This is a genomic window from Kutzneria buriramensis, from assembly GCF_003387475.1.
In the GTDB taxonomy this organism is placed as follows: Bacteria; Actinomycetota; Actinomycetes; order Mycobacteriales; family Pseudonocardiaceae; genus Kutzneria; species Kutzneria buriramensis.
The window spans coordinates 481,851-508,605 of sequence record NZ_QUNO01000005.1 but is presented as its reverse complement, the minus strand read 5'-3'; the positions used below and the strand labels follow the sequence as shown (position 1 = coordinate 508,605).

The 26,755-nt window shown below is 72.1% G+C and carries 19 protein-coding genes; 7 read left to right on the top strand and 12 right to left on the bottom strand.

Translation table 11 applies throughout. The features are described from left to right. Positions 1–13 precede the first annotated feature (13 nt). Positions 14–781, bottom strand: coding sequence for a dioxygenase family protein (locus BCF44_RS17515; protein ID WP_116175342.1), 768 nt, complete (start codon positions 779–781; stop codon positions 14–16). Between the two features lie 86 nt (positions 782–867). After that, on the bottom strand, positions 868–2,031 hold the full coding sequence (locus tag BCF44_RS17510; RefSeq protein ID WP_116175341.1) for a cytochrome P450: 1,164 nt from the start codon (positions 2,029–2,031) through the stop codon (positions 868–870). 114 nt (positions 2,032–2,145) lie between these two features. Here BCF44_RS17510 and BCF44_RS17505 point away from each other — a divergent pair, with 114 nt between their 5' ends. Next, positions 2,146–2,790, top strand: coding sequence for a TetR/AcrR family transcriptional regulator (locus tag BCF44_RS17505; RefSeq protein ID WP_116175340.1), 645 nt, complete (start codon positions 2,146–2,148; stop codon positions 2,788–2,790). A gap of 123 nt (positions 2,791–2,913) precedes the next feature. Here the strand turns inward: BCF44_RS17505 and BCF44_RS17500 are convergent, their stop codons facing one another. From BCF44_RS17500 to BCF44_RS17490, 3 genes are all read right to left on the bottom strand, one after another. Next, the gene (locus tag BCF44_RS17500; RefSeq protein ID WP_246015183.1) at positions 2,914–4,065 is read right to left on the bottom strand and encodes a hypothetical protein; all 1,152 of its coding nucleotides are present in this window, start codon (positions 4,063–4,065) and stop codon (positions 2,914–2,916) included. After that, complete coding sequence (locus BCF44_RS17495) at positions 4,062–5,813, bottom strand: dynamin family protein (RefSeq protein WP_116175339.1); 1,752 nt, start codon at positions 5,811–5,813, stop codon at positions 4,062–4,064. Before BCF44_RS17495 ends, BCF44_RS17500 begins: the two co-directional genes overlap by 4 nt. A gap of 111 nt (positions 5,814–5,924) precedes the next feature. Next, positions 5,925–7,139: an IniB N-terminal domain-containing protein gene (locus tag BCF44_RS17490; RefSeq protein WP_116175338.1), complete on the bottom strand. Its 1,215-nt coding sequence runs from the start codon at positions 7,137–7,139 to the stop codon at positions 5,925–5,927. Between the two features lie 262 nt (positions 7,140–7,401). Between BCF44_RS17490 and BCF44_RS17485 the strand changes: the two genes are divergently transcribed. Further along, positions 7,402–8,685, top strand: a complete 1,284-nt coding sequence (locus tag BCF44_RS17485) for an Hsp70 family protein (protein WP_170217584.1) — start codon at positions 7,402–7,404, stop codon at positions 8,683–8,685. Beyond that, positions 8,685–11,129: a helix-turn-helix transcriptional regulator gene (locus BCF44_RS17480; RefSeq protein ID WP_211353055.1), complete on the top strand. Its 2,445-nt coding sequence runs from the start codon at positions 8,685–8,687 to the stop codon at positions 11,127–11,129. Before BCF44_RS17485 ends, BCF44_RS17480 begins: the two co-directional genes overlap by 1 nt. Positions 11,130–11,179: 50 nt before the next feature. On the opposite strand, the gene BCF44_RS17475 is transcribed toward BCF44_RS17480, so the two are convergent. Then, positions 11,180–11,668, bottom strand: a complete 489-nt coding sequence (locus BCF44_RS17475) for a DUF4232 domain-containing protein (RefSeq protein ID WP_116175335.1) — start codon at positions 11,666–11,668, stop codon at positions 11,180–11,182. 112 nt (positions 11,669–11,780) lie between these two features. Then, positions 11,781–12,626 carry a hypothetical protein gene (locus BCF44_RS17470; protein ID WP_116175334.1) on the bottom strand — a complete coding sequence of 282 codons (846 nt, stop codon included), beginning with the start codon at positions 12,624–12,626 and terminating at the stop codon, positions 11,781–11,783. A gap of 102 nt (positions 12,627–12,728) precedes the next feature. Between BCF44_RS17470 and BCF44_RS17465 the strand changes: the two genes are divergently transcribed. Continuing rightward, a complete protein-coding gene (locus BCF44_RS17465; protein WP_116175333.1) occupies positions 12,729–14,453 on the top strand; it encodes a DUF5107 domain-containing protein in 1,725 nt (574 codons plus the stop codon). Here BCF44_RS17465 and BCF44_RS17460 read toward each other — a convergent pair. From BCF44_RS17460 to BCF44_RS17450, 3 genes are all read right to left on the bottom strand, one after another. Continuing rightward, a complete protein-coding gene (locus BCF44_RS17460; RefSeq protein ID WP_147328518.1) occupies positions 14,443–14,844 on the bottom strand; it encodes a hypothetical protein in 402 nt (133 codons plus the stop codon). The two genes, BCF44_RS17465 and BCF44_RS17460, sit on opposite strands and share 11 nt — an antisense overlap. Positions 14,845–15,165: 321 nt before the next feature. Beyond that, positions 15,166–16,050: a serine/threonine-protein kinase gene (locus BCF44_RS17455; RefSeq protein WP_116175331.1), complete on the bottom strand. Its 885-nt coding sequence runs from the start codon at positions 16,048–16,050 to the stop codon at positions 15,166–15,168. A gap of 11 nt (positions 16,051–16,061) precedes the next feature. Continuing rightward, a complete protein-coding gene (locus tag BCF44_RS17450; protein WP_116175330.1) occupies positions 16,062–17,807 on the bottom strand; it encodes an N-6 DNA methylase in 1,746 nt (581 codons plus the stop codon). A gap of 107 nt (positions 17,808–17,914) precedes the next feature. Here BCF44_RS17450 and BCF44_RS17445 point away from each other — a divergent pair, with 107 nt between their 5' ends. Both BCF44_RS17445 and BCF44_RS17440 read left to right on the top strand, forming a co-directional pair. Then, positions 17,915–18,673 (top strand): PP2C family protein-serine/threonine phosphatase, encoded by a 759-nt coding sequence (locus BCF44_RS17445; RefSeq protein WP_246015181.1) that lies wholly within the window; start codon positions 17,915–17,917, stop codon positions 18,671–18,673. Positions 18,674–18,889: 216 nt separating this feature from the next. Next, on the top strand, positions 18,890–19,549 hold the full coding sequence (locus tag BCF44_RS17440) for a response regulator transcription factor (RefSeq protein ID WP_211353054.1): 660 nt from the start codon (positions 18,890–18,892) through the stop codon (positions 19,547–19,549). Between the two features lie 23 nt (positions 19,550–19,572). Here the strand turns inward: BCF44_RS17440 and BCF44_RS17435 are convergent, their stop codons facing one another. Beyond that, entirely contained in the window at positions 19,573–22,920 is a 3,348-nt protein-coding gene (locus BCF44_RS17435) for a TM0106 family RecB-like putative nuclease (RefSeq protein ID WP_116175327.1), read from the bottom strand. A gap of 28 nt (positions 22,921–22,948) precedes the next feature. Beyond that, positions 22,949–24,340 (bottom strand): hypothetical protein, encoded by a 1,392-nt coding sequence (locus tag BCF44_RS17430; RefSeq protein ID WP_116175326.1) that lies wholly within the window; start codon positions 24,338–24,340, stop codon positions 22,949–22,951. Positions 24,341–24,470: 130 nt separating this feature from the next. On the opposite strand from BCF44_RS17430, the gene BCF44_RS17425 reads away from it, so the two are divergent. Continuing rightward, positions 24,471–26,690 carry an RICIN domain-containing protein gene (locus BCF44_RS17425; RefSeq protein WP_116175325.1) on the top strand — a complete coding sequence of 740 codons (2,220 nt, stop codon included), beginning with the start codon at positions 24,471–24,473 and terminating at the stop codon, positions 26,688–26,690. Positions 26,691–26,755: the final 65 nt, after the last annotated feature.

Here is a 26,755-nt window from a genome sequence, read left to right as displayed (position 1 = left end):
CCTCTGGGCAGGGCTAACCGATCTGGACGGAGCGCTTGGCCAGGCCGTGCCAGAAGCCGTCGATCACCGTGCGCTGCGTGGACAGCTCGTCCTCGCCGGCGCCGAGCGTGACGAACAGCGGCGCGAAGTGCTCGGTGCGCGGGTGGGCGAGCCGGCTGGCCGGGGCCTTGTGCTGGAAGTCCAGCAGCGAGTCGAGGTCGCCGGCGTCGAGGGCCTGGTGGCCCCACTCGTCGAACTCGGCGGACCAGGTCGGCGTGCCGGGCGCCTGGAGCGCGCGCAGGTTGTGGGTGAAGAAGCCGCTGCCGATGATCAGCACACCCTCGTCGCGCAGCGGCGCGAGCTTGCGGCCGATCTCCATCAGCTGTTCGGGGTCCAGGGTGGGCATGGACATCTGGAGCACCGGCACGTCGGCGTCCGGGTACATCTCCACCAGCGGCACGTAGGCGCCGTGGTCGAGGCCGCGCTCGGGGGCGCTGTGGACCTGCTGCCCGTGCACCTGCTGGCCGAGCAGTTGCCGGACGCGGTTGGCCAGCGCCGGCGCGCCGGGGGCGGCGTACTGCACCTCGTAGTAGTGCTGCGGGAAGCCCCAGAAGTCGTAGACCAGCGGCACGGTGGTGGTCGCGGAGACGGTCAGCGGCGCCTCCTCCCAGTGCGCGGAGACCATCAGGATCGCCTTGGGCTTGGGCAGATCCTTCGACCAGGCGGCCAGCTGGGCCGTCCAGAGCTCGTCGTCGGCCAGCGGCGGCGCGCCGTGGCTCAGGTACAGGGTCGGCAACCGCATGACAGGACCTCCCGCTCACTAGTTGAACATTCAACATAGTAGGCGGGAGGTCGTTCAAATTTCAAGTACCTGCCCCGGTATGTGATCTACCACGAGACCGGGAGCGCCGTCACGCCGGACAGCAGGGCGTTATCGCGGCGCGGCACCTCGTCCAGCGGCACGGCCGGCCGCAGCGTCGGGATGCGGCGGAACAGCTGGGTGAAGGCGATCTCCAGCTCGGCGCGGGCCAGGTTCTGGCCGAGGCACTGGTGGATGCCGAAGCCGAACGCCAGGTGCTGGCGCAGCGGGTGGTCCACGTCCAGGTCGTCGGACTGCTCGCGGTTGGCGACGGCGCTGGCCACCAGCACGCCCTCGCCGGCCTTGATGGTCCGGCCGCCGAGCTCGATGTCGTCGGTGGCGATGCGGCTCAGCGTGCCGGCGATGGTCAGGTAGCGCAGCAGTTCCTCGACCGCGCCCGGGATCGCGGCCTCGTCGGCGCGGACCTTGGCCAGCTGGTCCGGGGTGCTGAGCAGGGCCAGGGTGCCGAGGGTGATCATGTTGGCGGTGGTGTCGTGGCCGGCGATCAGCATCACCATGCCCATCGTGGCCAGCTCGGTGTGGTCGAGCGCGCCCTCCCTGAGCTGCTCGGCGATCAGGTCGTCGAGCAGGCCGTCGCCGGGATTGTCGATCTTCCTGCCGACCAGGTCGTGCAGGTACTTGATCAGGTTCTGGATGGCCTGGCCGTCGGCGTCGAGGCGGCGGCGGGACTGCTCCTCGAAGAACTCGTGGTCCTCGTACGGCACGCCCAGCAGCTCGCAGATCACCCTCGACGGCACCGGCAGCGCGAAGTCGGCCATCAGGTCGGCCGGCGAGCCGGCGGCGAGCATCGCGTCCAGCCGCTCGGTGACGATGGCCTCGATCTTCGGCTTCAGCGCGGCGACCTTGCGCACCGTGAAGGACGGGATCACCATGCGGCGCAGCCGGCTGTGCACCGGCGGGTCGTTGGCGATCAGCGTCGCCGACAGGTTGGACGGTCGCGGGCCCGGCGTCGGCACCGGCATCGGGAAGCCGGGCGCGCTGCGGTCGGACGACACGCGCGGGTCGCTCAGCAGCGCGCGGGCCTCGGCGTGGCCGGTGACCAGCCACGGGGTGCTGCCGTCGAACAGCCGTACGCGCGCGACCGGCCCGCGTTCCCGCAGCTCGGCGGCCTGGTCCGGCGGCCCGTACGGGCAGCTGCGGTGGAGCGAGAGGTCCGGGATGGTGTCGGTCATGAGTGTTCCCCCGCCACTGTAAGAAAACGGCAATTAAGAAACGGAGCGTATCTTCTCTTCGAGGGTAGGCTTCGGTCCGAAGAAACGCAACGGATCTAATCGGGGAGTCTGGAGATGGCCGGGGCCCGGCGACGCGGCGAGGAGCTGGAGGACGCGCTGCTCACCGCCGCCTGGGCGGAGCTGCTCGAGGTCGGCTATCCCAGGCTGACCATGGAGAACGTGGCGGCGCGGGCCGGCACCAGCAAGCCGGTGATCTACCGGCGCTGGCCGACCAGGCCCAAGCTGGTGATCGCCGCGCTGGCCCACAACCTGCCGCTCGAAGAGGCCGACATCGACACGGGTTCGCTGCGCGGCGACCTGATCGAGCTCGTCGGCCGGGGCATCCGCCGCTACCGCGGGGTCCCCGGCGACACGCTGCCCGGGCTGATCACCGAGACGTTCCGCGATCCCGAGGTGTTCGCCGAGCTACGCAGCCGCCTCCGTCAGGGCGAGGTCGTCGAGCTGGTCCGCCCGACCCTGACCCGGGCCGTCGCCCGCGGCGAGCTGCTGACCGACCAGTGCGGCGACCGCGTGCTGCGCCTCCCGTTCGACCTCCTCCGCAGCGAAACCCTCGTCTACGGCGTCATGGTCGACGACCCCACCATCACCGCCATCATCGACGACATAGTCCTCCCGGTGATCCACACCCACTGCGGAACCCCCGCGAGTCGCGCCCAAACCGACATTCGCCCTGCCCCAGAGCGCGACTCGCGGGGGTAAACCAACCCGGCGAGTCGCGCTCTGGGGCACACCGAATGTGCGTTTCGCGCAGATCGGAGACTGGGGGCTCGGTTGTGCCTGAAACCGGATTTCGGTGTGTCTGTGAGCGCGACTCGCGGGGGTTCAGCGGGTGAGGGTGTCGATGATGCCTTCGCAGGTGCGGACCACGGTCTTGGCGGCTTCGGTCTGGGCGCGGCGGAAGGCGGGGTTGGCGGCGTAGCGCTGCCAGCGGTCCAGCACGGTCAGGGCCAGCGGCAGCTGGTCCTCGTCGTCGGTGAGACCGAGGCGGCTGCCGGGGCTGGTGCCGGCGCGGCCCAGCAGCTGCTCGGCCTCGGCGGCGATCTCGCTGGGCAGCTCGACCCGGCCGGTCTGCAACGCCGCGAGCAGCCGCAGCTCCCGGAAGTCCTGGGTGGTGACCTGGATCCGCTCCACCTCGGCGTGCAGGCCGCGGGCCTCGGAACGGGGCTCGGCGCGCAGCACCCTTTCGACGGCGACCAGCGCCGACCGGGCCTTCAGCACCGGCGCCCGCTCGGTGAACTGACGCTTGATCGTCAGCCGCAGGTCGTTCAACCCGCTGCGCTGCACCAACTCCGCGGCCAACCGGCTCGGATCGCCGTAGCCCCGGCGCACCAGCGTCGTCGACAGCCGCACGCCGAACAGCCCGAGCCGCTCCAGCAAACCCTGCCGCAGCACCACATCCTCCAGCGCGGGGTTCAGGAACCGGTCGGTGGACAGCACGAGCTCGTCCAGCTCCACCCGGGGCAGGGCGGCCAGCGCGGCGAGCGTGTCGAACTCCGCGTCGGTCAGGGTCCGCCCGGCGACGGCCAGAAGTCCGGCCACCGCAACGACGTCCTGGCACATCTCGCCGAGCTCGGGCTCCGCCCGCAGCCGGCGGGCGATCATCTTGGCCGACGTCATCGCGTCCACCCGCCCGCCGCCGAGCTCGTCGGCCCGGGACAGCACGACGATCGTGTTGACGGGCAGGGGATTGCCCTGCAGCGCCGCCCGGTCCTCGGCGCGCACCGGCCCGGTCAGGTGCAGCACGGCGTCCACATCGGACGTGTGCCCCTCGATGAAGTCGTCCTCGTCCAACGCGTCCAGCAGCGTCGACTTGCCCGCCTTGGGCCGCCCGGTGACGCCCACCCGCAGCGGCTCCTCGAACAGCTGCCGTTGCTGCGCCAGGAAGTTCGTCGCCTTGCCGCTGCCGCGGTAGAGCCGCAGCGCCCACTCCAGCATCGTGCGCACGTCCTCGGTGAGGACCTCCTGCGTGATCACGACGTCAGCGCGAGGGCCTGGGCGCGCTGCCGGAGCGCCACCAACGTGTTGATCTCCTCGGCGATGCTCTGGTTGCGCTGGTTGCGCGCGGCCAGGTCGGCGCTGGCCAGCTCGCGGGCCCGCCGGATGGTGTCGCTCAGGTTGTCCTGCAACTGCTCCGCCTGCTCGGTGAAGTGCTCCCGCAACCGCCGCTGCACCTGCCGCAGCGCGTCCCGACTGTGCTTGCCGACCTGGAACACCAGCTCGTCGATGTGCCGCTGCACCGCCGTCTTGGCCACGGCCTGGCGGCGCTTGAGCTGCGCGTCCCGCTCCTCCTTCAACGTCTTCGCGCCCATCACCGCGCCCGCGCCGACGGACACGAAGTTCACCAGCGGCATGCCCATCAGGCTGGTCAGCAGCCCGAACATCAGCATGCCGCTGTACGAGCCGCGCAGGCCGGTGATCACCTTGTTGGCGATGCCCGGCGGCGCCAGGTCCGGGGTGAGCAACGCCCCCATCCGCTCCAGCACGGTGGCCGGGTCGCGCAGGCCCAGGTCCGGGATGGTGCCGCGGCTCTCCTCGTCGAACTGCTCGGCGATGCGCTGGGCCAGCCAGTGCGTGCGCTCCACCGTCCAGTCGTAGTTGCGCAGCACGGCGTCGGTGAGCTTGTCGGCGAGCCAGTCGCAGTAGGCGTCCCAGGTCTTGGCCGGGTCGGCCTTGTCGAAGGCCTGGTCGGTATGCCGCAGGATGATCCGGGTGCGCTCGCGAAGGTCGTGATCCACATCGGACATCAGGTCGGCCATGCCGTCCATCAGCATGTTCTGCCACCGCGCCGACTGCCGGCGCAGCAGCTCGGCCGCGCGCTGGGCGTCCTCCAGGCCGCCGATCGACGACGGGTCCTGTGTGGACAGTTCGGCCCGCAGCCCGAGCGACACCTGCTCGGTCACCGCGAGGATGGCCTCCGACGCCGAGCGCCGGGCCAGCAGGCCGGCCTGGGCCTTGACGGTGTTCTCCAGATAGCTCACCAGCGCCGGAAAACCGGACTCGGCGTTGACGTCCTGGTCGCTGGTGGCCAGCGCCCGCTCGCGCAGCACCGAGGACACCGCCACCATCGGGATCGCCAGCCCGGCCTCGGCGACCAGCATCCGGTTGCGCTCCAGGTGCGCCCGCCAGCGCGGGCTCAGGTCGGTCTTGGTCAGCACGCCCAACACGTTCGGGCAGATCGTCGTGGCGAAGCGCAGGAACTGGAGCTCCGCCGGCGACAGCTCGGTCAGCGCGTCGGTGACGGCCAGCACGGCGTCGGCCTCGGCCAGCTCCGCCAGCGTCCGGCTGGTGTGCTCGGACCGCAGCCCGTCCACGCCGGGAGTGTCCACGATGACCAGTCCGCCGGTGAGCACCGCTCGGGGCACGCCGATCTCGGCCCGCACCACCTGGCCGCCGCTGATCTCCTCGGCGATCCGGTCGAGCTCGACCGGCTCCAGCCGCTGCTGCCCGGGCCGCACGACCGCCGCCCACGGCTGCTCGGCGTGCCGGATCACGGCCGGCGCGGCGCTGGCCACGTCGTCGTGCACGGGGCACAGGGTGGCCCCGAGCAGGGCGTTGACCAGCTGGCTCTTGCCCTGCTTGAGACCGCCGACGACCACGACCCGGATCGCCGGGTCGGCAAGTCTGCCCCGCAGGCGGCTGAGCCTGCTGGTCAGGTCGCGCCGGCGGCCGATGGCCGGCTGCCGGAGCGCCTCGTCGATCACATCGAGGGCCGTCATGGTCATCACCCGGGTGATTGTGTCCCGTTCGATCGGGTGATGCACACCAGGCCGGGCCCACGCTGAGGGAGCGGGCCCGGCCTGGAGTCAGTCACCGGTCACTGAAGGGAGGAAGGATCAGAAACCGGGCAGGTGAGCGTCCAGGTTGTGGGTCACATCACCCACGTGCACGCCACCAAGGTTGATGTCGCCGATGCCGACGTGGTTGTCGTTGCCGATGTTCAGGTCCTTGACGCCTGCGTCGACGCAGCCGCTGACGTGCTGCAGGACCTGGTCGCCGTGCACCGAGCTGGTCACCGAGTTGATGGTGTCCAGGGTGTGCGACACGTCGCCGATGTTGGTGACGGCGTGGATCGGGTCGCCGTTGGCGATCTTGGTGATGTCGGTCAGGCCGGCGGCCGTCTTGGCCACGCCGTCCACGTCGACCGAGTGCACCGCGCCGGTGACGTGGCCGGTGGTGTCGGCGACGAGCTTGCCGGCGACCGGGACGTTGCCGGCCACACCGGTGGCGGAGTGGACGGTGGTGTCGAGCGTCTTGGTGACGTCACCAGCGGCGCCCAGGCCCGGGAGGCCCGCGCCGCCCAGCAGGCCGGCGACCGGCAGGCCGTGCGCGGCCACGGCCGGCGCGCCCTGGACGATCTGCTCGGTCATGGACTGCACGCCGTACGCCGCGCGGCCCGGGTCGGCCACCGCGCTGCGGACGTCGCCGACCAGCGCGGTCGGGTCGCTCAGGGCGTCCGTCGGCAGGCCGGGGACGGCCGGGAGGGCGCCGGTGACGCCGTCGAGCGGCAGGGCCGGGATGGCGCCGTCGATCGGCAGGGCCGGGATGGCGCCGTCGATCGGCAGCGACGGCAGCGCGCCGTCGATCGGGAGGGCGCCGGTGACGGCGTCGAGGCCGGGGAGCGGCAGGGCGCCGGTGACGTCGCCCAGGCCCGGGACGGTGGGCAGGCTGCGCTCGATCGGCAGCTCGGACAGGCCCGGCAGGGACGGCAGGCCCGCCGTGGGAAGGCCGGCCGTGGGCAGGCCCGGCAGGCTGTCGACCGGCAGCGCCGGCGCGATGCTGGTGAGGTGCTGGGTCAGCTCCTGGAGGGTGCTGACGGCGTCGCCACCGGGGAGGCTCGGGAGGCCGCCGCCGATGCTCTGCTCGAACGCCTCGACCACGGGGGTCGGCGCGTAGTCCAGCACGAGGGGCAGGATCTCGTGCACGTCGGCGGCGGTGATGTCGCCGAGGCCAGCGGACTGCAAGACACCCGCCGGGTCGGCCGCGAACAGCGACCGCAGCTGCTCGTCGCGAACCAGGCCGAGGGTGAACTCGTGCAGCGTCTGGGCCATGGGGTGGTGCTCCTGACTTCGATCGGGGGACTTGACGGGGATGATCACGGTGTGAGCCGTGCTGGGGCAGAACCGTAGGGGCTGGCGGCCCGTACGCCATCCGGGATCACTCCCAGTCCTGCCTGGTGACCGCCTAGGGATCGGGCCCGGCGGGCCGCCTGGGGCACTAGGGAGCCCCCTTCGTTACGGCACCGGATCACGAATGGGTTACCTTTTCCCCATTCACCTGAGCCCCCGGCCGCTGCGCCTCGCGGAGGAACACTTGCCGTACACGCTAGGGATCGATGTCGGAGCCAGCCGCGCCGCCGCCGCGATCACCCGGCTCGACGGACCGCATCGGGGTGCCCCGCACCCGGTGTCGCCGGTCTCGGCCGATCCCGGCCAGTTCGTCGGACGTATCGGCGACGACGTGCCCATCGTGCTGGGCAATCGCCAGCACAACGCGCACGAGCTGATGGCGTCGGGCATCGACCGGATCGTCGAGCAGGTCGCCGCCCACCACGGCGACCGGCCGGCCCGGGTCACCGTCACGCACCCGCCCACCTGGGGCCCCTACCGGCTGGACCTGCTCCGGGAGGCGCTGTCCCGAGTGGGCCTGGGGGGCGCGGCCCTAGTGCCCGAGCCGGTGGCCGCCGCGGTGGCCGCGGCCGCCCGGCACCGCATCGACGGGCCGGCCCCGATCGCCGTGTTCGACCTCGGCGGCACGTCGGTGACCGCCACCCTGCTGCGCCCGGCCGCGGGCGGCTTCGAGATCATCGGTCGCTCCGAGACCTCGCAGCACCCGGCCGGCGCCGATTTCGACGACGAACTCGTCGCCCTCGTCACCGCGGGCAGACCCGACCCGGTGTCCAGGGTCGACCCGGTGACCGGCTGGGACGACCTCGCCAAGCTGCGGCAGGAGTGTGTGCAGGCCAAGCACACCCTGTCCGTGGCGCCGGAGGCGGTCGTGGCGCCGCTGCAGGTCCGGGTCACCCGTGCGGAGTTCGAGGAGCTGATCAGGCCGTTGTTGTTCCAGGGAGTGGACGTTCTGCTGCGAGCGCTGTCGGGCGCCGGTCTCACGCCGGAGCGGCTGGGCGCGATCGTGCTCGTCGGCGGCTCGGCGCGGATCCCGCTGGTCCGGCAGGTGCTGGGCGAGCGGCTGCGCCGGCCGGTGCTGGTCGACGCCGCGCCCGAGGCCACCGTCGCCGCCGGCGCCGCGCTGCTGGCGTCGCGGTCGCTGCCCGAGCCGGTCAACCCGGTCGCCGAGACGGTCGTCATGGCGAAGATCACCGACGAGACCGTGGTGCTGTTCCCGATGGACGATCCCGACGCCGTCGACGAGGACGTCCAGGTCGAGGAGCCGCCGGCCAGACCGCCGGTGGAGACCGAGCCACCGGACCTGGTCCCGGCCAAGCCGGCGCTGACCGCCGCCCCGCGCGGGCGCCGGCGGCGGCGCAAGGCCAGCCGGCGCGGCCTGGTCATCGGCATCGTGACGCTGCTACTGGTCCTGGCCTGCGCGTATCTGGTGCTCCAGTACTTCACCACACCGGTCGGGGGCGGCCTGTGATGGTGTTGGAGTCCGACCTACGGCAGCTGGACGAGTCGATCGCCGCCGATCCGTCCGCGCCGCGGGTGGTGGGCGTTCGCGCGCCCGGCGGGTACGGCAAGACCGCCCTGCTCAGCCGGTGGGCGCAGATCTACCGCGACGCCGGCGTGCCCGTGTACGACGGCCGTCACGAGCTGCCGGCGCGGGACGCCGCGGTGCTCGTGGACGACGCCCACCAGCTCGACGACGACCGGTTACGGGCGCTGCGCGGGCTGGCGGTCACCGGCAGCGCGCAGCTCGCCGTCGCGTACCGGCCCTGGCCGCGCCGGGCGGCGCTGACCGAGCTGGTCGACGCCGTGACCCGGGTGCGGCCGCCGGTGCTGCTGGGGCCGCTGAGCCGGGCGCAGATCGGCGAGCGGGCCGGTCTGCTGCTGGGCGCCAAGCCGTCCGACGACCTGGTCGACCTGGTCGGCGTGCAGACCGGCGGGGTGCCGCGGTTCGTGGACCGGCTGGTGCGGGCCGTGTCGGAGACCGAGGACTGCTCCGTGCCGGCGGCCGCGGTCGAGGGCTTCCGCTACGAGGTGGAGAACCTCGACGAGAGCGTGCGCCGGCTGCTGCTGGCCACGGCCCTGGGCGCGGGCGTGCGCACCGACCTGCTGGCGTCGCTGCTGGGCATGGACCTGGACGCCCTGGGGGACGCCATGGACGGCGCCCGGGCCAGCGGCCTGCTCGACGAGTACGGGATCTTGTTGCCGATAGCGCAACGGGCGCTGGTCGCGCTGAGCCCGTGGGAGCGGCGGCTGAGCCTGCACCAGCGGCTGATCGAGATCCAGCTGGCGCGCAGCGGTCCGCTGCTGCCGTTGGTCCGGCCGCTGTTGGGCATGCCGGTGAGCGGCCCACTGTTCGCGGCGGCGTTCAAGGCGGCCGGCGACGAGGCACTGGCCGAGTCGCCCGCGCTGGCGGCCCAGCTGTTCACCGCCGCGGTCGACGCCGGCGAGCCCGCGCTGGCGCTGGCCGCGCGGCGGGCCGAGGCGGCGGCGCTGTCCGGCGACCTGGACGGCGGCTTACGCCTCGCCGACCAGGCGATCGCCGCCGAGGCGGCAGCCGACCGGGCGCACGGCGCCAGCGTGGCGGCGGCCGTATTGGCGCACCGAGGACTGCTGGGCAGCAGCACCGAGTTGTACCGCTGGGCCGGCGAGGGCTCGTCCGTCCCGTTCGCGGCGCTGGGGTTGATCGGCACCGGCCGGCTGGCCGAGGCCGACGAGTTGCTGTCGCAGCCGGGTGTCGGCGGACCGCCGACGCTGCTGGCCGGGGCCGCGCGACAGCTGGCGCAGGGCGTGCGGGAGTCCGTCACCGGCTCCGCGACCACCGCGCTGGCCACCCTGACCCGGGCCGCCGTGCTGATCGAACCGTTGGGGCGCAACGTTCTGCTGCCCGACACCCCGGCCGCGCTGGCGGCGCTGGTGGCGATGCACTGCGGCGAGTTCACCGTGGCCGAATCCGTGCTGCGGCGGGCCATCGACTCCGGCATGGGCGGCGCGATCGCGCTGCGCCGGCATCTGTTGTTGCGGGGCTGGACCGCGATGCTCCGCGGCGGCTTCGAGGCGGCGCGGGCCGATCTGCTCGCCGCGACGTCGAACGGGCCGGTGGAGCCGCGGGATTGGCTGCTGGCAACGGGTCTGGAGATCGGGCTGGCCCGTCGCGACAGCGACCTGTCCGCGCTGCGGACGGTGTGGGACCGGGCCCGTGAGGCGATCGTGCGGCACCCGGCGGACCTGTTCGCGTTGCTGCCGCTCGGAGAGCTGGCCGTCGCCGCGGGCAGACTGCACGACACCGAGCGGCTGGCGCCGCACCTCGCGCAGGCCACGGAGTTGTTGCAGCAGCTGGGGAATCCGCCGCTGTGGTCGACCGCTCTGTCCTGGAACCGGATGCACGCGGCGGTGTTGGACGAGCATCCCGAGGACGCCTCGCGGCACGCCGCCGATCTCGCCCGGTTCGCGCCGGCGCATCCGTTCTGCGCCGCGGTCGCCGACGGCGCCCGGGTCTGGGTGAAGCTGCTCGCGGGCGACGTCGACGCCGTGGAGACCGAGACGTCCGCGCGGGCGTTGGCCGCCGCCGGCCTCGTGTGGGACGGCGCCCGGCTGGCCGGGCAGGCCGCGATCCGCACCACCGACCGCGCGGCGATGGTCGGTTTACTCGACTGCGCGCGGATCATCCAGGGCCGGCAACAGGAACCGCAGCAGGAGGCCCCGCTCACCGACAATGCGACCACGCTCAGCGACCGGGAGCGCGAGGTGGCGGAGCTCGTGGTCAGTGGGCTGACGTACAAGCAGATCGGCGAGAAGCTGTTCATATCCGCGAAAACCGTGGAGTACCACGTGGCGCGGATGCGGCAGCGGCTCGGCAGCGACACCCGCAGCGACCTGTTGAACCAGCTGCGCGGGCTGCTGGGGAACCGGGTGTGAAGCCCTAGGGCCGCCTCGGCTTTCGCGGAGGCGGCCCTTCGGTTTCCAGCTCAGTACTGCGCGGCGCCCGGCTGGACAGCGCTTACCCGAAGGCCGTGTGCCTCCTGGCTGTCGTCCAGCGGGCCCTGGTTCCACGGCAGCGTGATGAAGGTGTCGTGGGCCAGGGTGATCTTCACCGAACTCGGGGTCACCTGCTGCGCCGGGGCGTTGATGCCGGACCAGTGCAGCAGCATGCTCGCCGACTCGCCGTTGGCGATGGTCACCAGCTTGCCCTCGCCGCGGTCGGTGACCACGTCGATGCCCGGCGCGCCGGCCAGGCTCACCGGCTGGGCGCCCTGGAGGCTGCACCCGCGGTCCGGCTTGGCGGTGAACTGCACGTTCGCGTAGCGCTGGCCGGCGCCCGGGTCGCCGGCGACGAGCCTGGCGGTGACCTCGTTGGCGGTGCAGAGGTGGTCGCCGGGCATGGCCGAGGCGGTGCCGGCGGTCGCGAAGACCGCGATTCCGGCCAGGCCGATGGCGGCGAATGCCTTGATGTTCATGACGCCCTCCCAGTGGTGTGCTGTCACAACGGGAGACGCCCATCACCCATCTGAGGATCACTCGAAATGGTGTATGCCACTGCTGGGCAACCGCGACGCTCGCTGTGCGTCGTCAGTCGGTCGCCTTGTCGTCCGGCTCGCCGATGCGCTCCGCGCCCCGGCGGCGGAAGAAGCCGAAGCCGGGGATGCCCACGATGGCCCGCCGCACGTCCCGGGTCACCTTGAGCAGCTCGGTGACGTCCGGGCCGACCCGGTCCAGGGTGCTCAGGATGGGCAGGATGTTGGTGGTGAGGTGCTCGGTCAGCCGGGGCAGCTCGTCGACCAGCTTGATCGCCGCCTCGACCTCGTCCTCGGAGAGCTCCTCGACGAAGCGGCCGGCCAGCGGCGCGGCCCGGTTGGCGATCGGCTCGTAGAGGCGGATCAGCTCGTTGGCGATGGTCGCGGTGCTCTCGGCCATGGCCACGACCGCGGCGGCCTCGTCGCTCACCTTCCCCGCGTCCTCGACGATGACCGCCGCCTTGCCGCTGACCAGCGCCGCGCCGTCCACCACGAGCGCGGCCTTGCCGCTGACCACGGCCGCGTCGTCCACGATCAGATTCGCTTTGCCGCTGACGACCGCGGCGTCGTCCACGACGAGGGCCGCTTTGCCGCTGACCAGCGCGGCTTCGTCCACGATGATGGCCGCCTTGCCGCTGACCCGCTTGGCGTCGCCGACCACGACCGCCGCCTCGTCGCTGATGCGGGCCGCGTCGACCACCACCACGCCGGCCGTCGCGGCGATCGCCTCCACCTCGGTGACCAGGCGCTCGGCCCGCTGCACCACGTCGTTGATGCGCTCCACGAGCGACTCGGCCGCGCCGACCAGTCCGATCGCCCGGGCCGGCAGCGACACGAGGGCGACCGTCGTGTCGATGGCGGCCACCGTGGCCGCCTTCGCGAGGCCGATGATCGAGGTCATGACGCCCACTCTGCCCTGCTCGGGGCGGTCGTGCGAGCGATTCGGGGCGGCAAACGTTTGCGAACCGCGGGGCGCGTTGACAGGTGCCGTTAGATCACGGGCATGGGGCGGAAAACCACACTGACCGTGACCGAACTCGGGCTGCCGGCCGCGGCGCTCGGGCCCGAGAATCCGCTGCCGGTGCTGGGGGCGGACCGGGCCAAGGTGCTGCCGTGCCTGCTCCAGGACGGCTACGGGCGGTCACGGGTCGAGACCACCCTGCCGGCGGTCGTGCTGGAGAACGACCACCTGCGGGCGACCGTCCTGCCAGGGCTCGGCGGCCGGCTCCATTCGTTGCTGCACAAGGCGTCCGGGCGGGACCTGCTGTTCCGCAACCCGGTGTTCCAGCCGGCCAATCTGGCGCTGCGCAACGCGTGGTTCGCGGGCGGCGTGGAGTGGAACCTCGGCAGCACCGGGCACACCACCATGACGTGCGCCCCGATGTTCGCGGGGACCGTCGACGGCCCGGACGGGTCGCCGGTGCTGCGGCTGTGGGAGTGGGAGCGGACTCGGAACCTGGTGTACCAGGTGGATCTGTGGCTGCCGCCGGAATCGGAGTTCCTGTACGTCGGCGTGCGGATCCGAAACCCTTGGCAGCAGGAGGTTCCCGCCTACTGGTGGTCCAATGCCGCGGTACCCCGCACGGACGACACCCGGATCCTCGTGCCGGCTCAGGAGGGTTGGCACTACGGGTACAGCCAGAAACTGTCCCGTGTGGACGCTTCGCACGTCACGGTGGCCGACCGGGACGCCGCCGACCTGTTCTACGACATCCCCGCCGGCCAACAGCCTTGGATCGCCGCCGTCGACGACGACGGCTTCGGCCTGATGCAGGCGTCGACGGATCGCCTGCGTGGCCGGAAGTTGTTCGTGTGGGGGACGGGCGCGGGCGGGCGGCGGTGGCAGTCGTGGCTCGCGCCGGGGACCGGCGGCTACCTGGAGATCCAGGCCGGGCTGGCCCCGACCCAGTTCGAGTACGTGCCGATGCCGGGCGGGGCGTCGTGGGACTGGTTGGAGGCGTACGGCCCGTACGGCGACATTCCCGCGCTGCCACTGGATTCGTGGCGGTCGGTGGCGGACTCCGAGCCCTCGCGGCTGTTCGCCGGGGCCGGGTGGGGTGCGTTGGAGTTGCTGCGAACCGGGACGGATCCCTTGCCCGGCACGCCGTTCGACTCGCTGGGGCCGGAGCAGGAGCCGTGGCTGGCGTTGCTGGACGGTGCGATGCCGGTCCCGGATCCGTTGTCGCCGCCCGGATGCACGCTGGTGGCGTGGTCGTCACTGCTGGAGGCCGCGCCGGATTCGTGGTTTTCTTTGTACCACTTGGGCGTTTCGCGCTGGTACCACGGCGACCTGCTCGGCGCGGAGTCCGCCTGGGAGCAGTCGCTGGCGCTGGCGGAGTCCCCGTGGTCCTTGCGTGCCTTGGCTTTCGCCCGGCCGGCGCAGGCGGGTGTGTTGTTGTCACGGGCCATCGAGCTGGCGCCGTCAGTGCCGGCGCTGGCCGTCGAAGCCCTGGAGGCACTGCTCACCGCCGGTTCCGCCGACGCCGCCGCGGCCGTTTTGGCTTCGCTGCCGGAGGATGTCGCCTCCCTCGGGCGCCTGCGCCTGATGGACGCCCGCATCCGCCACGCCCGCGGCGACATCGCCGGCGCACGGGCCGTCTTCGACGCCGGCTTCGAGGTGGCAGACCTCCGTGAGGGCGAGGAATCCCTCAACCACACGTGGGCCCTGATCGCCGGCCCGGAACCGATTCCCGCCGCCTACGACTTCCGTATGACGACTACTGGTTGACCGTGCTCAAGACGACCGTGCGGTCGCCCAGCGGGGCATCGAGGTGCACCGTCACCCAGACGTTGCGGACGAACTGGGGGCACACCACGTGCTTGACGACGACGCTCACGACCTGGAAGTCGACCTCGGTCGCCGTCTGCTTGGACAACCGGCCGCTCACCCTGACGCAGCCGCCTTCCTCGGCGACCACGGCCAGCGTCCGGCCGCCGTCCTGTTCCCAGACCACCGGCTGGATGTCGGTGGTGACTCCGGTGGCGTCGACCTGGCCGGCCGGCACGCGCGTGCCGCCCGGATCGTCGGCGACCGATGCCGATGCGGTGCCGACCGCCGTCGCGCACAGCAGCGCCACCGCCCCGACACTCGCGGCTACTTTCCCCAGGAGACGAGACATCTTTCCTCCACTGGCCACTTGCGGCCCAGAACTGAATTCTTCGCCGGAACAAGTCGAACGCGCCCACCGGCCGTCGGTGCAGGTCGGGTCGCTTCGATCTCATCGGGCGGTCGTGCGCTGCGGATAACCGCTCTACCGCACGCACTCCAAGGTAGCCGACCCCGACGTCGCTGAAATCGAGGTCACCGCACTTTCGACCGAATGTGCGACCGTCACGACCCGAACGCGCCGGTTCCGGGACCACACCGTCGGATCAATCGGCAGCGACTGTCCGATCCTCGCGGGCGAGCCGTTCTTCCGGCGATCCACGTCCGGATCGGGTCAGGGAAGGCGGCCGGCGGCCTGCGAGTACATGCGGGCGGGGCTGGGGGTGGGGTCGAGGAAGCCGGGAAGGGGCGGGAGGTCGGTGACGAAGGGGAGCAGCCGGTCGTAGAGCACGGTGGCGTCGGCGGGGCGGCGCTCGGGGGCCTTCTCCAGCACGTCCTGGAGCAGCTGGTTGAGGGCCGGCGGCAGGCCGGGCACGTCGGGCGGGAGCTCCTTGACCTGTCGGTCGAACACGGCGTACGCGGTGGGGCCGGTGAACAGCTGCCGGCCGGTGAGCATCTCGTGCAGCACGCAGCCCAGGGCGTACAGGTCGCTGGCGGGGCCGGCGGCGCCGCGCTGGATCTGCTCGGGGGCCATGTAGGCCGGCGTGCCGAGGATCTGCCCGGCCCGGGTGAACTGCGCGAGGTCTGACTCCCGCAGGATGGCGAGCCCGAAGTCCAGCACCTTCACGCTGCCGTCGGGGCACAGCATCAGGTTGGTGGGCTTGAGATCCCGGTGGCAGATGCCCAGCGCGTGCGCCGCGGACAGCACGGCGCACGCCTGCGCGGCGACGGACGCGGCCCATGGCACGGGCACCGGCCCGTGCTCGCTGACGAGATCGGCGACGGTCACGCCGTCGATGAACTGCATGACCTGGAACAGGCGGCCCTCGTGGGCGCCGAAGTCGTACAGCACGGGCGCGCCGGGATGCTCCAGGCGGGCCAGGATCCGCGCCTCGCGGACGAACCGCTGCTCCAGCTCGTCGTCGGAACCGCCGGGCCAGTGCAGGAACTTCACCGCGACCCGGCGGTCGAGGTGCTTGTCGTAGCCGCCGTGCACGGCGCCCATGCCACCCCGGCTGAGCGGCAGGTCGTCGAGCTCGTACCGGTCGGCGATGAGCATCGGCCCTCCCGCTAGCGTCCTGGCCGCAGGCTACCCTCGACCAGGCCGTCGACGCCGAGCCGCACGACCGTCCCGCCGATCGCGGCGGCCTCCCGCAGCCGGTCCTCGAACGCCAGCAGCCGCTCGAACGCCTCGCCGCACGCCCGCTGCTCGGCCAGCGGCAGCCGCGGCACCTGGGTCCGCCGCACGTCCAGCCGGCTCGACCCGGTCGACGGCCGCGCGGTCGACGCCCGCAGCGCGCCGGCCAGGAACCGGGCGTCCAGCTGCTGCTCGTCGACGCGATACGCGGTGAGGTACGGCCCGAGCGCGGCGACCTCGGTCGCCACCCGCGCCATGCCGGTGGGGGCGGCGACGACGTCACCGGGTGCGATCATCACCAGGTCGCCGGTGTCGGCGGCACGCTCGCCGGCCGGCCGTCCCTCGGCGAGATCGTCGAGCGTCAGCACGGGAACGTCGTCGCCGGGCGTCAGCTTGGCCGGCGCGTGGCGTACGCCGAGCGCCCCGGACCGCACGAGGTCGCCGACGGTGGTGGTCGGCGCGGACCGGTGCTCGACCAGCACGGCCAGGTCCGGCGGGGTCAGGTCGAGCTCGCGGAACCGGTCGACGGCGTCGGCGAACTCGCGGCCGATGTCCGGGCCCTGGGCGAGCTGCCGCCGCCGGGCCGGGCTGACGTCGACGTCGTCGTCGAGCAGGTCGATGATCCGCACCGCGTCCTCGGCGGCGGGGTCCAGCCACGCCGCCTCCACGCCGTCCACACGGTCGGTGATCAACACCGTTGACGGCGGCCGCAGCTCGGGCGTCGGGCGGCACAGCAGCCACAGGTCGGAGTTGGCCTCCGGCAGCGCGATGACGGCCCGCAGCGCGCCGGTACGCAGCAGCTTGGCCCGGATCCGCCGGCCGGGGCGGCGGCTCGCGGCGGTCGGCGGCATCAGGATGGCGACCATGCCGCCGGGTTCGACGTGCGCGAGGCAGTGCTGCACCCACGCCAGCTCCGGCTCGCCGCGCGGCGGCACGCCGTACTCCCACCGCGGGTCGCCGATCAGCTCCTCGTGGCCCCAGGTCCGGTCGTTGACCGGCGGGTCGCACAGCACGGCGTCGGCGAGCCGGCCGGCGAAGCCGTCGTGCCGCAGCGAGTCGGCGTTGACCATGTCGACGTCGGTGTCCCGCAGCGTCAGCCGGCAGGCGGCGATCATCACGGCGGCGCGGTCGACGTCCTGGACGAAGACCTCGTGCGCGGCGGTGGCCATCGGCAGTGTGCCGACGCCGCACGCCGGATCGAACACCACGCCGCCGTCCGGGCAGGCCAGCCGGACCATCAGCTCGGCGACGGCCGGCGGGGTGACGGCGAGCCGCCGGGAGTGGGCGTCGAGGTAGCGGGCGACGAGCAGCTCGAACGCGTCGGCGGCGCCGTGCTCGGTGGCCAGCCGGGAGAGCAGCTGCGCCAGCGCGGGGTCGTCGACGCCGCTGCCGCTGGCCAGGAACAGGCCGGCGCGGGCGACCTCCTCGCCGAGCCGCAGGTCGTCGACGCTGGAGCGCAGCGCCTGCCAGGCCCGTTCGGCGGTGGACACCTCGAACGCCTTGCCGTTGCGCCGCAGCCAGTCCTCGATCTCGTCGAGGGAGAACAGCGGGCTCGCGGCGCTGCCGCCGACGGGCTGGGGGAAGTCGTCGAACCGACGCCGCCAGTTGCTGACGGCGGCCCGGCCGACGTCGACGAGGCGAGCGATGTCGGCGGCGCTGACCGTGGCGTCGTGGTTCACCGGCCGAATCCTAGCAGCAGCGGTGCACAACCATTTTGCTTGTGAACTCAGTTCACAACTGATTCACTGGTGGCATGGCGAACACATCGAAGCTTCGGTTGACTGCCGTGTCACGCACCCACCCGGGCTGCCTGCGGGCCTACAACCAGGACGCCGTCCACCTGGGCGAACACGTGCTCGCGGTGGCCGACGGCATGGGCGGCCACGCGCACGGCGAGGTCGCCAGCGCGGTCGCGGTCGAGGTTCTCGACGAACTCGAGACGGCCGTCGCACACGAGAAGATCGCCGAAAACGACAAGACGGGCGCACTCGCCGCCGTCGTCGGCGAAGTGCTCCGTCGTCTGAACGACCTCGCCGCTCGCGACAGCGGTCTGTACGGCATGGGCACCACCATCACCGCGCTGCTGTGGAACGGCGCGACAGTCACCGGCGCGCACATCGGCGACTCGCGGGCGTACCGGTGGCGCGCGGGCGAGCTCGTGCAGCTCACCCGGGACCACACCTTCGTCCAGTCGCTGCTGGACGGCGGCCGGATCACCGCCGAGGAAGCCGCCGTGCACCCGCGGCAGAACCTGCTCGCGCGGGCCGTGCAGACCGGCGGCTCCGCCGAGCCTGACGTGTTCTCCCACCGAGCGCGGGCCGGCGACCGCTACCTGATCTGCTCCGACGGCCTGCCCCGCGTGCTCACCGACGAGACGATCGCCGGCGTCCTGTCCGACGTCGTCGTCCCGGCCGACGCCGTCGATCAGCTCATCGATCTCGCCCTGCGCGGCGGCGCGCCGGACAACGTGAGCGTGCTGCTCGCCGATGTGGCGGATGCGCCGCGATCCGGCCACCGGAAGTACTTTTGGCGACAGTCCGGGTAGGAAATCCGGGGCCGGGACGGCCCGAGATGACCGGACGGGTCGGAAATCATGCCATCTGGTCGGCCGCTGGCGCGTCTTCCCGTGGCGCCGTTCGCATCGGCCGACAATGGCGGCGAGGAACCCGCACGGTCGGGTGGGAAGATCACCGGCATTTTCGGCCTGCCCTGTCAGGATGCCGACGTCCACGGTCCCATCCGCGACGAGGTAGGAGCCACGGTGTCCGAGCCCGAGATCAGTGTTGTGCTGGCCGACGACCACCCGGCGGTGCGCGGCGGGCTGAAGCGGGCGCTCGGGTCGGAGCCCGGCATCCGCCTGGTGGCCGAGGCCGTCGACGGGCGCGAGGCGATCCAGGCGGTGGTCGCGCACCGGCCGGCCGTGTTGTTGGTGGACATCGACATGCCCGAGCTGAACGGCCTCGACGCCACCCTCGCGGTGTCCGCCGTCGCGCCGTCCACCGCGGTGCTGATGCTCAGCGGCGGCGAGGACGACGAGTCGGTGTTCGCCGCCGTCCGGGCCGGGGCGCGCGGCGCCGTGCCCAAGGACGCCGAGCCGGCCGAGATCGTCCGCGCCGTGCGCTGCGTCGCCGCCGGCGGCGTCATGTTCGGCCCGCGCATCGCCCGCCGGGTGGGCGAGTTACTCGGCGGCGCGCCCGAGGACCTGCCCGACGTGCCGTTCCCGCAGCTGACCGTCGGCGAACGCCAGGTGCTCGACCTCGTCGCCGCCGGCCTGGCCAACGGCCAGATCTCCGATCGGCTGCGGCTGGCCGCCGACGCCGTCGGCGACCACGTCTCGTCGATCCGCGCCAAGCTCCAGGACGCCGACCGCGCGCAGCTCATCGCCCGGGCCCACGACGCCGGCCTCGGCCGCCAGGCCTGAGCCGCCCGGGGACCCGGCAGCGGTCAGGAACGCCAGGGAGCGGCCGCGTTCATGAGGCCGATCATGCCGGAGACCAGGCGCATCTGGTCGACGGTGCGGATGTCGGCCTCCACCAGCTTGGGCGAGCAGACCAGCACCGCGACCGCCTGGGCCCGTGACAGGGCGACGTTCAACCGGTTGCGGGACAACAGGAAGTCCAGGCCCCGGGGCAGGTCGACGGCCGACGACGAGGTCATGGTGGTGATCACCGCCGGGGCCTCCTGGCCCTGGAACCGGTCCACCGTGCCGACCCGCACGCCGGGGAAGCCGGCGCGTTCCAGCTCTCGGGTGACGACCCGCGCCTGGAGGTTGTACGGGGCCACCACGAGAATGTCCTCGTCGCCCAGGGGGCGCACACCGTCGCCGTCCGTCCACTTGCGACCGTGCAGGGACCGCACGATGTCCACGACCGCGGCAGCTTCCTCGACGGAGCGGGTGGTGTTGCCGCGATGGTCCACGGAGGCCAGGTACAGGCCGGAGTCGATGCCGTCGATGCCCCGCTCGGCGGCCGACGGGTGGGCGTGCAGCAGCCCCGCGTACGACAACCGGGACACCGGTTCGCAGACGGCGGGGTGCATGCGCCGGGACTGGTCGAGGAAATATCCCAGCGACGGCGGGATCACGTCGTTGTCGCCGATGAGGTGCCCGAGCGCGGACGCCTCGGCGCCGGCGGGATGAGTGCCCTGCACGACCTGCGGCAGCTGCTGCGGATCGCCCAGCAGCACGAGGTTTCGCGCGCACATCGACACCGCCAGGGCGTCGGCGAGCGCGAACTGGCCGGCCTCGTCGATCACCAGCACGTCGAACGGCTCGGCCCGCATGGCGGCGTTGGCGAAGGTCCACGCGGTGCCGCCGACGAGGTGCCCGTCGGTGTGCTCGGCCCGCCACCGGGCCAGCCCGGGGTTGTCCTTCGGCTGCTCCCAGGGCACGTCCTTCTCCGCCGCCTTCTTCGGCCGCTTCGCGGCGGGAAGCGTCGGCGCGGTGGACTTGGCCGCCCGCAACACGTTCTCCACGGCCTTGTGGCTGGTCGACGTCACGGCGACCGTCCGGCCGGAGCCGACCAGGTGCGCGATCAGCTTGCCGGCCAGGTAGGTCTTGCCGGCCCCGGGCGGCCCCTGCACCGCCAAGGTCGACCCGTCGAGCAGATCGACGGTCTCGATCACCGTGCGGACGAGATCCTCACCGTGGTCCGGCAACGGCCGCCCGCCGCGCAGCCGCGGGGGAGTGCGGCGGAGCAGGTCGACGCCGGGATGCTGTGGCAGCGCGGGCAAAGCGTCCACCGCGAGCTGCGCCAGGTCGGCGACGGCCTCGTCCTTCGGCTGCGGGCGGACCGGCGCGCCCGGCAGCACCGCGCCGGGGCGGGCGTTGTCGGTCTCGTCGGGCTTGGCGCTCTCGACGAGCGTCAACTCCTCGGCGGTGGCGGCGCTGACCAGCGCGTCCCGCGTCGAATCGCCGTAGCGAAGCCGAACCTGGTCGCCCGTGGCGTACGGGTGCGGCCGGTCCGGGTCGCATCGGAGCGTCAACACCCGCTTGGCCAGCTTCGACCGGCCGGCCGGCGGCTGCCAGTCGCCCGCCCGCACGGAGACCGGCACCGCGCACGTGGTGTCGACCTCCAGGTCGGACAGCGGGGCGGCGACCTGACGGAAGAACTCCCACCAGGCCGGATTCGTCTCGCGGCGGTGGTATCCGACCGCCGCGGCCAGCAGCGCGCGGGCCTTCTCGTCGTCGGTGGCGTCGAGCGGGTTGTCGGGCAGGTCGGCCAGCAGCGGATCGACCAGCGCCGCCAGGCGGGCGGCCCGCTCGGCCCGGCGCTCGGCCGCGACGAGGTCCTCGGTCTGCGTGACGAGATCGTCCTCAATGGACCCTTCCGCCGTCTCGATGCCGGCCTCGACGCGAACCCGGTGCAGGAACTGGAAAAGCTCCCGGGTCGACACGCAGTCGTACTCGTTGTAGTCGCTGATGCCCCGCAACACCTCGCCAGCCCGCGGATCGTCGAGCTGTTTGAGCGTCAGGTATTCCTCGTACGCCTCGATGCTGGACACGGCCGTCTTCACGTCGCCGTCCCGCGCCGACGGCATGTACAGCGGCTCCAGGTACTTGATGGAATACGACCGCTGCGACACCCGCAACGCCTTGCGCACCACGGCGTACAGGTCGATCAGCTTGCCGCCGCGCAGCAGGTCGTCGACGGCCTCCTCGCGGGTGCCGTGCACCGCCGCCAGCCGCTTCAACGCCGTCACCTCGTACGGCGCGTAGTGATAGACATGCGCGCCGGGATGCTCGGCCAGGCGCGCGGACGCGAAGTCGACGAAGTCCGCGAACGCCTTCTTCTCCTGCGCCCGGGAATGCGCCCAGAACGGGGTGAACCCGTCGGTGGTGATCGAGCCGAACAGGTACTCGAGCCCGGTGCCGGCCAGCGCGAACGGGTCGCCCTCCATGTCGAAGAACACGTCGCCGGGGCTGCCGGCCGGCAGCTTGGCCAGCTCGGTGCCGTCCACCACCTCGTAGCTGATCTTGCCGGTGGCGTCCTGCCGCACCTGGATCGCCGCCTGCGCCCGCAGCGCCGTGTACGTGGTCGCGGACAGGTCGCGCGGACGGTCCTCGGGGGCGGCCGATGCCAGCGCGTCGATGGTGCCCAGCCCGGCCTCGACGAGCTTGCGCCGCTGGTCCGCCCGCATGCCGGCGACCAGCGACAGGTCCCGGTCGGCCTCCCGGCCGGACTCGCAGTTGCTCAGGAACTTGCACGTGGCGCAGGCCGGCCGGGCGTCGTCCCACAGCCGCGGGGGCAGCGCCGGCTCCCGGACGGACAGCTTGGCGCGCAAGCGATCCAGCAGCGGCACGAAGTCGTCCACCCGCAGCGCCACGTCGCTGCCGTCGCCGAGCAGCAGGTGCATGTGCGGGCCGGTGGGAAAACCGGTGCGGCGCAAGGCATCCGCATACGCCGTCAGCTGGAGCACCGCCGCCGGCCGGGCGTGCCGGGCCAGCTTGGTGTCGTACGCCTCGTAGCGGCCGTCGGCGTCGGCGATGAGGAAGTCCGCGCGGCCGGTGAGGTCGCCGTCGCGGAACACCGCCTGGTAGATCACCGGCGCGCCGGCTTCCAGCGCGGCCAGCGTGGCCGCCACCGGATCGTCGCCGCCGATCTCCACCACGCCGCGTTCCGACCGCAGCCGCTCCAGCACCGCCAGCTCGTGTGCCTGGCCGTGCTTGACGGCCAGCTGGTCGCCGCCCGGATCGGGCCTCGGCGCGCCCGGCAGGCCGGCGGACAGCGCCTGGTCGAGCACGCTCCGGTGCTCGCACTCAAGCAGGTCGGCCAGGTCCGTTGGGGTGAACATCGCCGGCACAGTGTTCCACAGCGAAGGATCAACCCGTGGTTGCCACGCGCGCGGCCTCCGCGGCGAGTCGCTCGGCCAGCCCGGCGTCCGAGGCCGAGCTGAACACCGACAGCACCAGGTTGCCGCAGCGCAGCACCACCTCGACGCCGCGCTGGCTGACCACCTCGCTGGCCTGGTCGCACGGGCCCGGCAGCGCGCGCACCGCGCCGGGGATGACGTGCGTGGCCAGCGTGAACTCCCGGATCGACTGCGGGATGTCGCCGCTGCCGACGTAGGCGTCGATCGCGACGAACCCGACCGGCGCCGCCCCGTGGCTCTGGAACCACTCGCAGCCGTTCACGGTGGCTTCGGTGAAGGTGTTGGCCGGCCCGGCGTCGATGTTCGGGGCGATCCGGGCCAGCGCCTCGTGCGACAGCAGCGAACACGCCGACACGTGCGGGAAGGCGGGCGCGGGGGAGGGGCCGGCGAGCACCGGCGTGAGCAGGCCGAGCCCGACCGCCGCGACCGAGGCGGCGGACAGCCAGGACAGCTGGCGGATCCGTGCCGGCGACAAACGATTGCGGCCCCGGGTCGAGGATGTCGCCGCGAGCAGGCCGAGCGCGATGGCCGTCGCGGCGGCGACGGTGAGCCATTCACGCACGCCGAACGCCGGCTGCCACCAGTTGACGTCCCAGGACTTGCGGATCGTCCAGAACATCATGAACACCAACGGTGTCAGGGCGATGGCGGTGACCCGGACCCGCCGCCCGCTCGCCGTGCCGAGCGCCACTTCGACCAGCGGCAGCAGACACCCGAGGCCCAGGCCCAGCGCCAACGGGATGGTGCGGTGGTAGAGGGAGGGCTCGATGTTCCAGGTTTGTTCCAGCCACGCCAGGGAGGCCACGGCCAGCGCACAGGCCAGCACCGAACCGACGATTTCCCTTGCCCACCGGGGCTTCGGCGCCGGCACCCGGGCCAGCACCGGATACACCATGTTGGCGCGCAACAGCTCCGCCGCCACCGTCAACCCCGTGCCCGTGCGCTTTCGCAACGGTTTCCACGACGCCGCGAGCTCGTCCGCTGCGTACTCGCGGAGGTCGGCGTGCGGGCGGAACGGCAGCAAGGCGGGGATCGGCGCATCGTCGTCGTCCAGTTGGCTCAGCACGAACTGCGCTGTCGCGCTTCCCTGCTGCTGCGCCAAACGCGTCCGCTGGAATGCCGCGTACCCCGCGCGGAACCGGCGAAGTCGATCGTGCAGACTGTGCCGGAACCTGGCGGTCCCGAGTCGGTGACGCAGCCAGGTCTCGACGCCGAGCCAGCCGGCGGCGGCCGCCAGCAGCGGCGCGACCGTCGGCGACCGCACCGCCAGTGCGCCTAGGGCAAGCGTCGCCACCAGCCCGGCCACGGCGGTCCCGGTGCTGATCGGGCGCCTTCTCGCCATGCCTGCATGATCCCCGCGGGCGGGATTGTCTCGGTCTTATTTTAAGGCGTGTATTGACGCTCCACAGTGACCGCCATAACATTCGGCCCTGTCGGGGCCGCCAACTGTCGACACCCCTGTCCTCTTTTCAATGAAGCAGGAGGGCCCTGTGACCCCTGTGCGAACCGCCGCTGTCGCGGCGGTGGTCGTGACCCTGTCCGCGACCGCAGTCAGCTTCGCCATGGCGCCGGCGGCCAGCGCCGCGGTGTCACCCGGCACCTACACCGTCACCAACGCCAACAGCGGCAAGTGCGTGGACGCGCGCTCCGCCGCCACCGCGAACGCCACCGCCGTGCAGCAGTACGCCTGCAACGGCAGCGGCGCGCAGTCCTGGACGTTCACCGCCACCGACTCCGGCTACTTCCAGGTCGGCGTCGCGGGCGCGCCCGCGCAGGTCTGGGACGTCACCAACGTGTCGACCGCGGACTCGGCGCCGATCCAGCTGTGGACGTACGGCGGCGGCGCCAACCAGCAGTGGCAGCCGGTCGACGAGGGCAACGGCAACTACCACTTCGTCAACCGGAACAGCGGCAAGTGCCTGGACGTGCCGAGCGCGTCCGTGGCCGACAGCGTGCAGCTGCAGCAGTACACCTGCAACGGCACCGCCGCGCAGTCGTTCAGCCTCAACGGTGGCGGCACCACTCCGCCGCCCCCGCCGCCGCCCGGCCAGCCCGACTTCGGCCCGAACGTGTCGGTGTTCGACCCGTCCATGTCGGCGTCGACCATTCAGAACAAGCTCAACTCGGTGTTCAACCAGCAGCAGTCGGCGCAGTTCGGCACCGGACGCTTCGCTCTGCTGTTCAAGCCGGGCTCGTACAACGTGGACGCCAATGTCGGTTTCTACGAGGAGGTCGCCGGCCTCGGTCTGACACCGGGCCAGGTCACCATCAACGGCCAGGTGCACGTCGAGGCCGACTGGCAGGGCGGCAACGCCACGCTGAACTTCTGGCGTGACGCCGAGGGTCTGACCATCAACCCGCCCGGCGGCACCGACACCTGGGCGGTGTCCCAGGCCGACCCGCTACGCCGGGTGCAGGTCAACGGCAACCTCAAGCTGGACGACGGCGGCTGGTCCTCCGGTGGCTTCCTGGCCGACTCCCGGGTGACCGGGCAGGTGCAGTCGGGATCGCAGCAGCAGTGGCTGTCCCGCAACGACCAGATCGGCAGCTGGAACGGCCAGAACTGGAACATGGTGTTCTCCGGCGTGCAGGGCGCGCCCGGCAACACGTTCCCGAACCCGCCGTACACCACGCTGAACTCCAGCCCGACGATCGCCGAGAAGCCCTACCTGTACGTCGACAACGCCGGCAACTGGCAGGTCTTCGTGCCGGCGCTGCGGAACAACAGCTCGGGCACCTCGTGGGCCAACGGCAACCCGGCCGGCAGCTCGCTGCCGATCAGCCAGTTCTACATCGTCAAGCCCGGTGACTCGGCCTCGACGATCAACGCTCAGCTGGCCGCCGGCAAGAACCTGATCGTCACGCCGGGCATCTACCACCTCAACCAGACGCTGAACGTCACCCGTCCCGACACCGTGGTGCTGGGCCTGGGCATCGCGACCCTGGTGCCGGACAACGGCATCACCGCCATCTCGGTGGGCGACGTCAACGGCGTGAAGCTCGCCGGTCTGCTGATCGACGCCGGCACCACGAGCTCGCAGCAGCTGGTGCAGGTCGGCCCGCAGGGCTCGTCCGCGGACCACTCGGCCGACCCGACCGTGCTGTCCGACTTCCACGTCCGGCTCGGCGGCGCGACCGTCGGCAAGGCCCAGCAGTCGGTGGTCATCAACAGCAACAACGTGATCACCGACGACACCTGGCTCTGGCGGGCCGACCACGACGACAACAACGGCACGGCCGGCTGGTACACCAACACCGCCGCGAACGGCCTAGTCGTCAACGGCAACAACGTCACCGCGTACGGCCTGTTCGTCGAGCACTACCAGCAGTACCAGACGATCTGGAACGGCCAGGGCGGCAAGACGATCTTCTACCAGAGCGAGATGCCGTACGACGTGCCCGACCAGGGCTCGTACATGAACGGCTCCACCCAGGGCTTCGCGTCCTACAAGGTGGGCAACAACGTCACCAGCCACGAGGCGTGGGGCATGGGCGTGTACGCCTACTTCAGCACCAACCCGGGCATCGTCAACCACCACGCCTACGAGGTGCCGCAGAACGGGAACGTCAAGTTCCACGACATCATGGACATCTCGCTGGGCAACAACGGGTCCATCACGCACGTCATCAACGAGACGGGCGCCGCGACCCCGACCAACACCACCCCGGTGGACATCGTCAGCTACCCGTGATCCGCTGACGGCCTGATGCAGGCAAGGACGCCTTACCCGCGTTGAGCGAGGGTAAGGCGTCCTTC

Coding starts and splice junctions, on each gene's coding strand:
- BCF44_RS17515 (WP_116175342.1), bottom strand. CDS start 781: ATGCGGTTGCCGACCCTGTACCTGAGCCACGGCGCGCCGCCGCTGGCC.
- BCF44_RS17510 (WP_116175341.1), bottom strand. CDS start 2,031: ATGACCGACACCATCCCGGACCTCTCGCTCCACCGCAGCTGCCCGTAC.
- BCF44_RS17505 (WP_116175340.1), top strand. CDS start 2,146: ATGGCCGGGGCCCGGCGACGCGGCGAGGAGCTGGAGGACGCGCTGCTC.
- BCF44_RS17495 (WP_116175339.1), bottom strand. CDS start 5,813: ATGACCATGACGGCCCTCGATGTGATCGACGAGGCGCTCCGGCAGCCG.
- BCF44_RS17490 (WP_116175338.1), bottom strand. CDS start 7,139: ATGGCCCAGACGCTGCACGAGTTCACCCTCGGCCTGGTTCGCGACGAG.
- BCF44_RS17480 (WP_211353055.1), top strand. CDS start 8,685: ATGGTGTTGGAGTCCGACCTACGGCAGCTGGACGAGTCGATCGCCGCC.
- BCF44_RS17475 (WP_116175335.1), bottom strand. CDS start 11,668: ATGAACATCAAGGCATTCGCCGCCATCGGCCTGGCCGGAATCGCGGTC.
- BCF44_RS17470 (WP_116175334.1), bottom strand. CDS start 12,626: ATGACCTCGATCATCGGCCTCGCGAAGGCGGCCACGGTGGCCGCCATC.
- BCF44_RS17465 (WP_116175333.1), top strand. CDS start 12,729: ATGGGGCGGAAAACCACACTGACCGTGACCGAACTCGGGCTGCCGGCC.
- BCF44_RS17460 (WP_147328518.1), bottom strand. CDS start 14,844: ATGTCTCGTCTCCTGGGGAAAGTAGCCGCGAGTGTCGGGGCGGTGGCG.
- BCF44_RS17455 (WP_116175331.1), bottom strand. CDS start 16,050: ATGCTCATCGCCGACCGGTACGAGCTCGACGACCTGCCGCTCAGCCGG.
- BCF44_RS17435 (WP_116175327.1), bottom strand. CDS start 22,920: ATGTTCACCCCAACGGACCTGGCCGACCTGCTTGAGTGCGAGCACCGG.
- BCF44_RS17430 (WP_116175326.1), bottom strand. CDS start 24,340: ATGGCGAGAAGGCGCCCGATCAGCACCGGGACCGCCGTGGCCGGGCTG.
- BCF44_RS17425 (WP_116175325.1), top strand. CDS start 24,471: ATGAAGCAGGAGGGCCCTGTGACCCCTGTGCGAACCGCCGCTGTCGCG.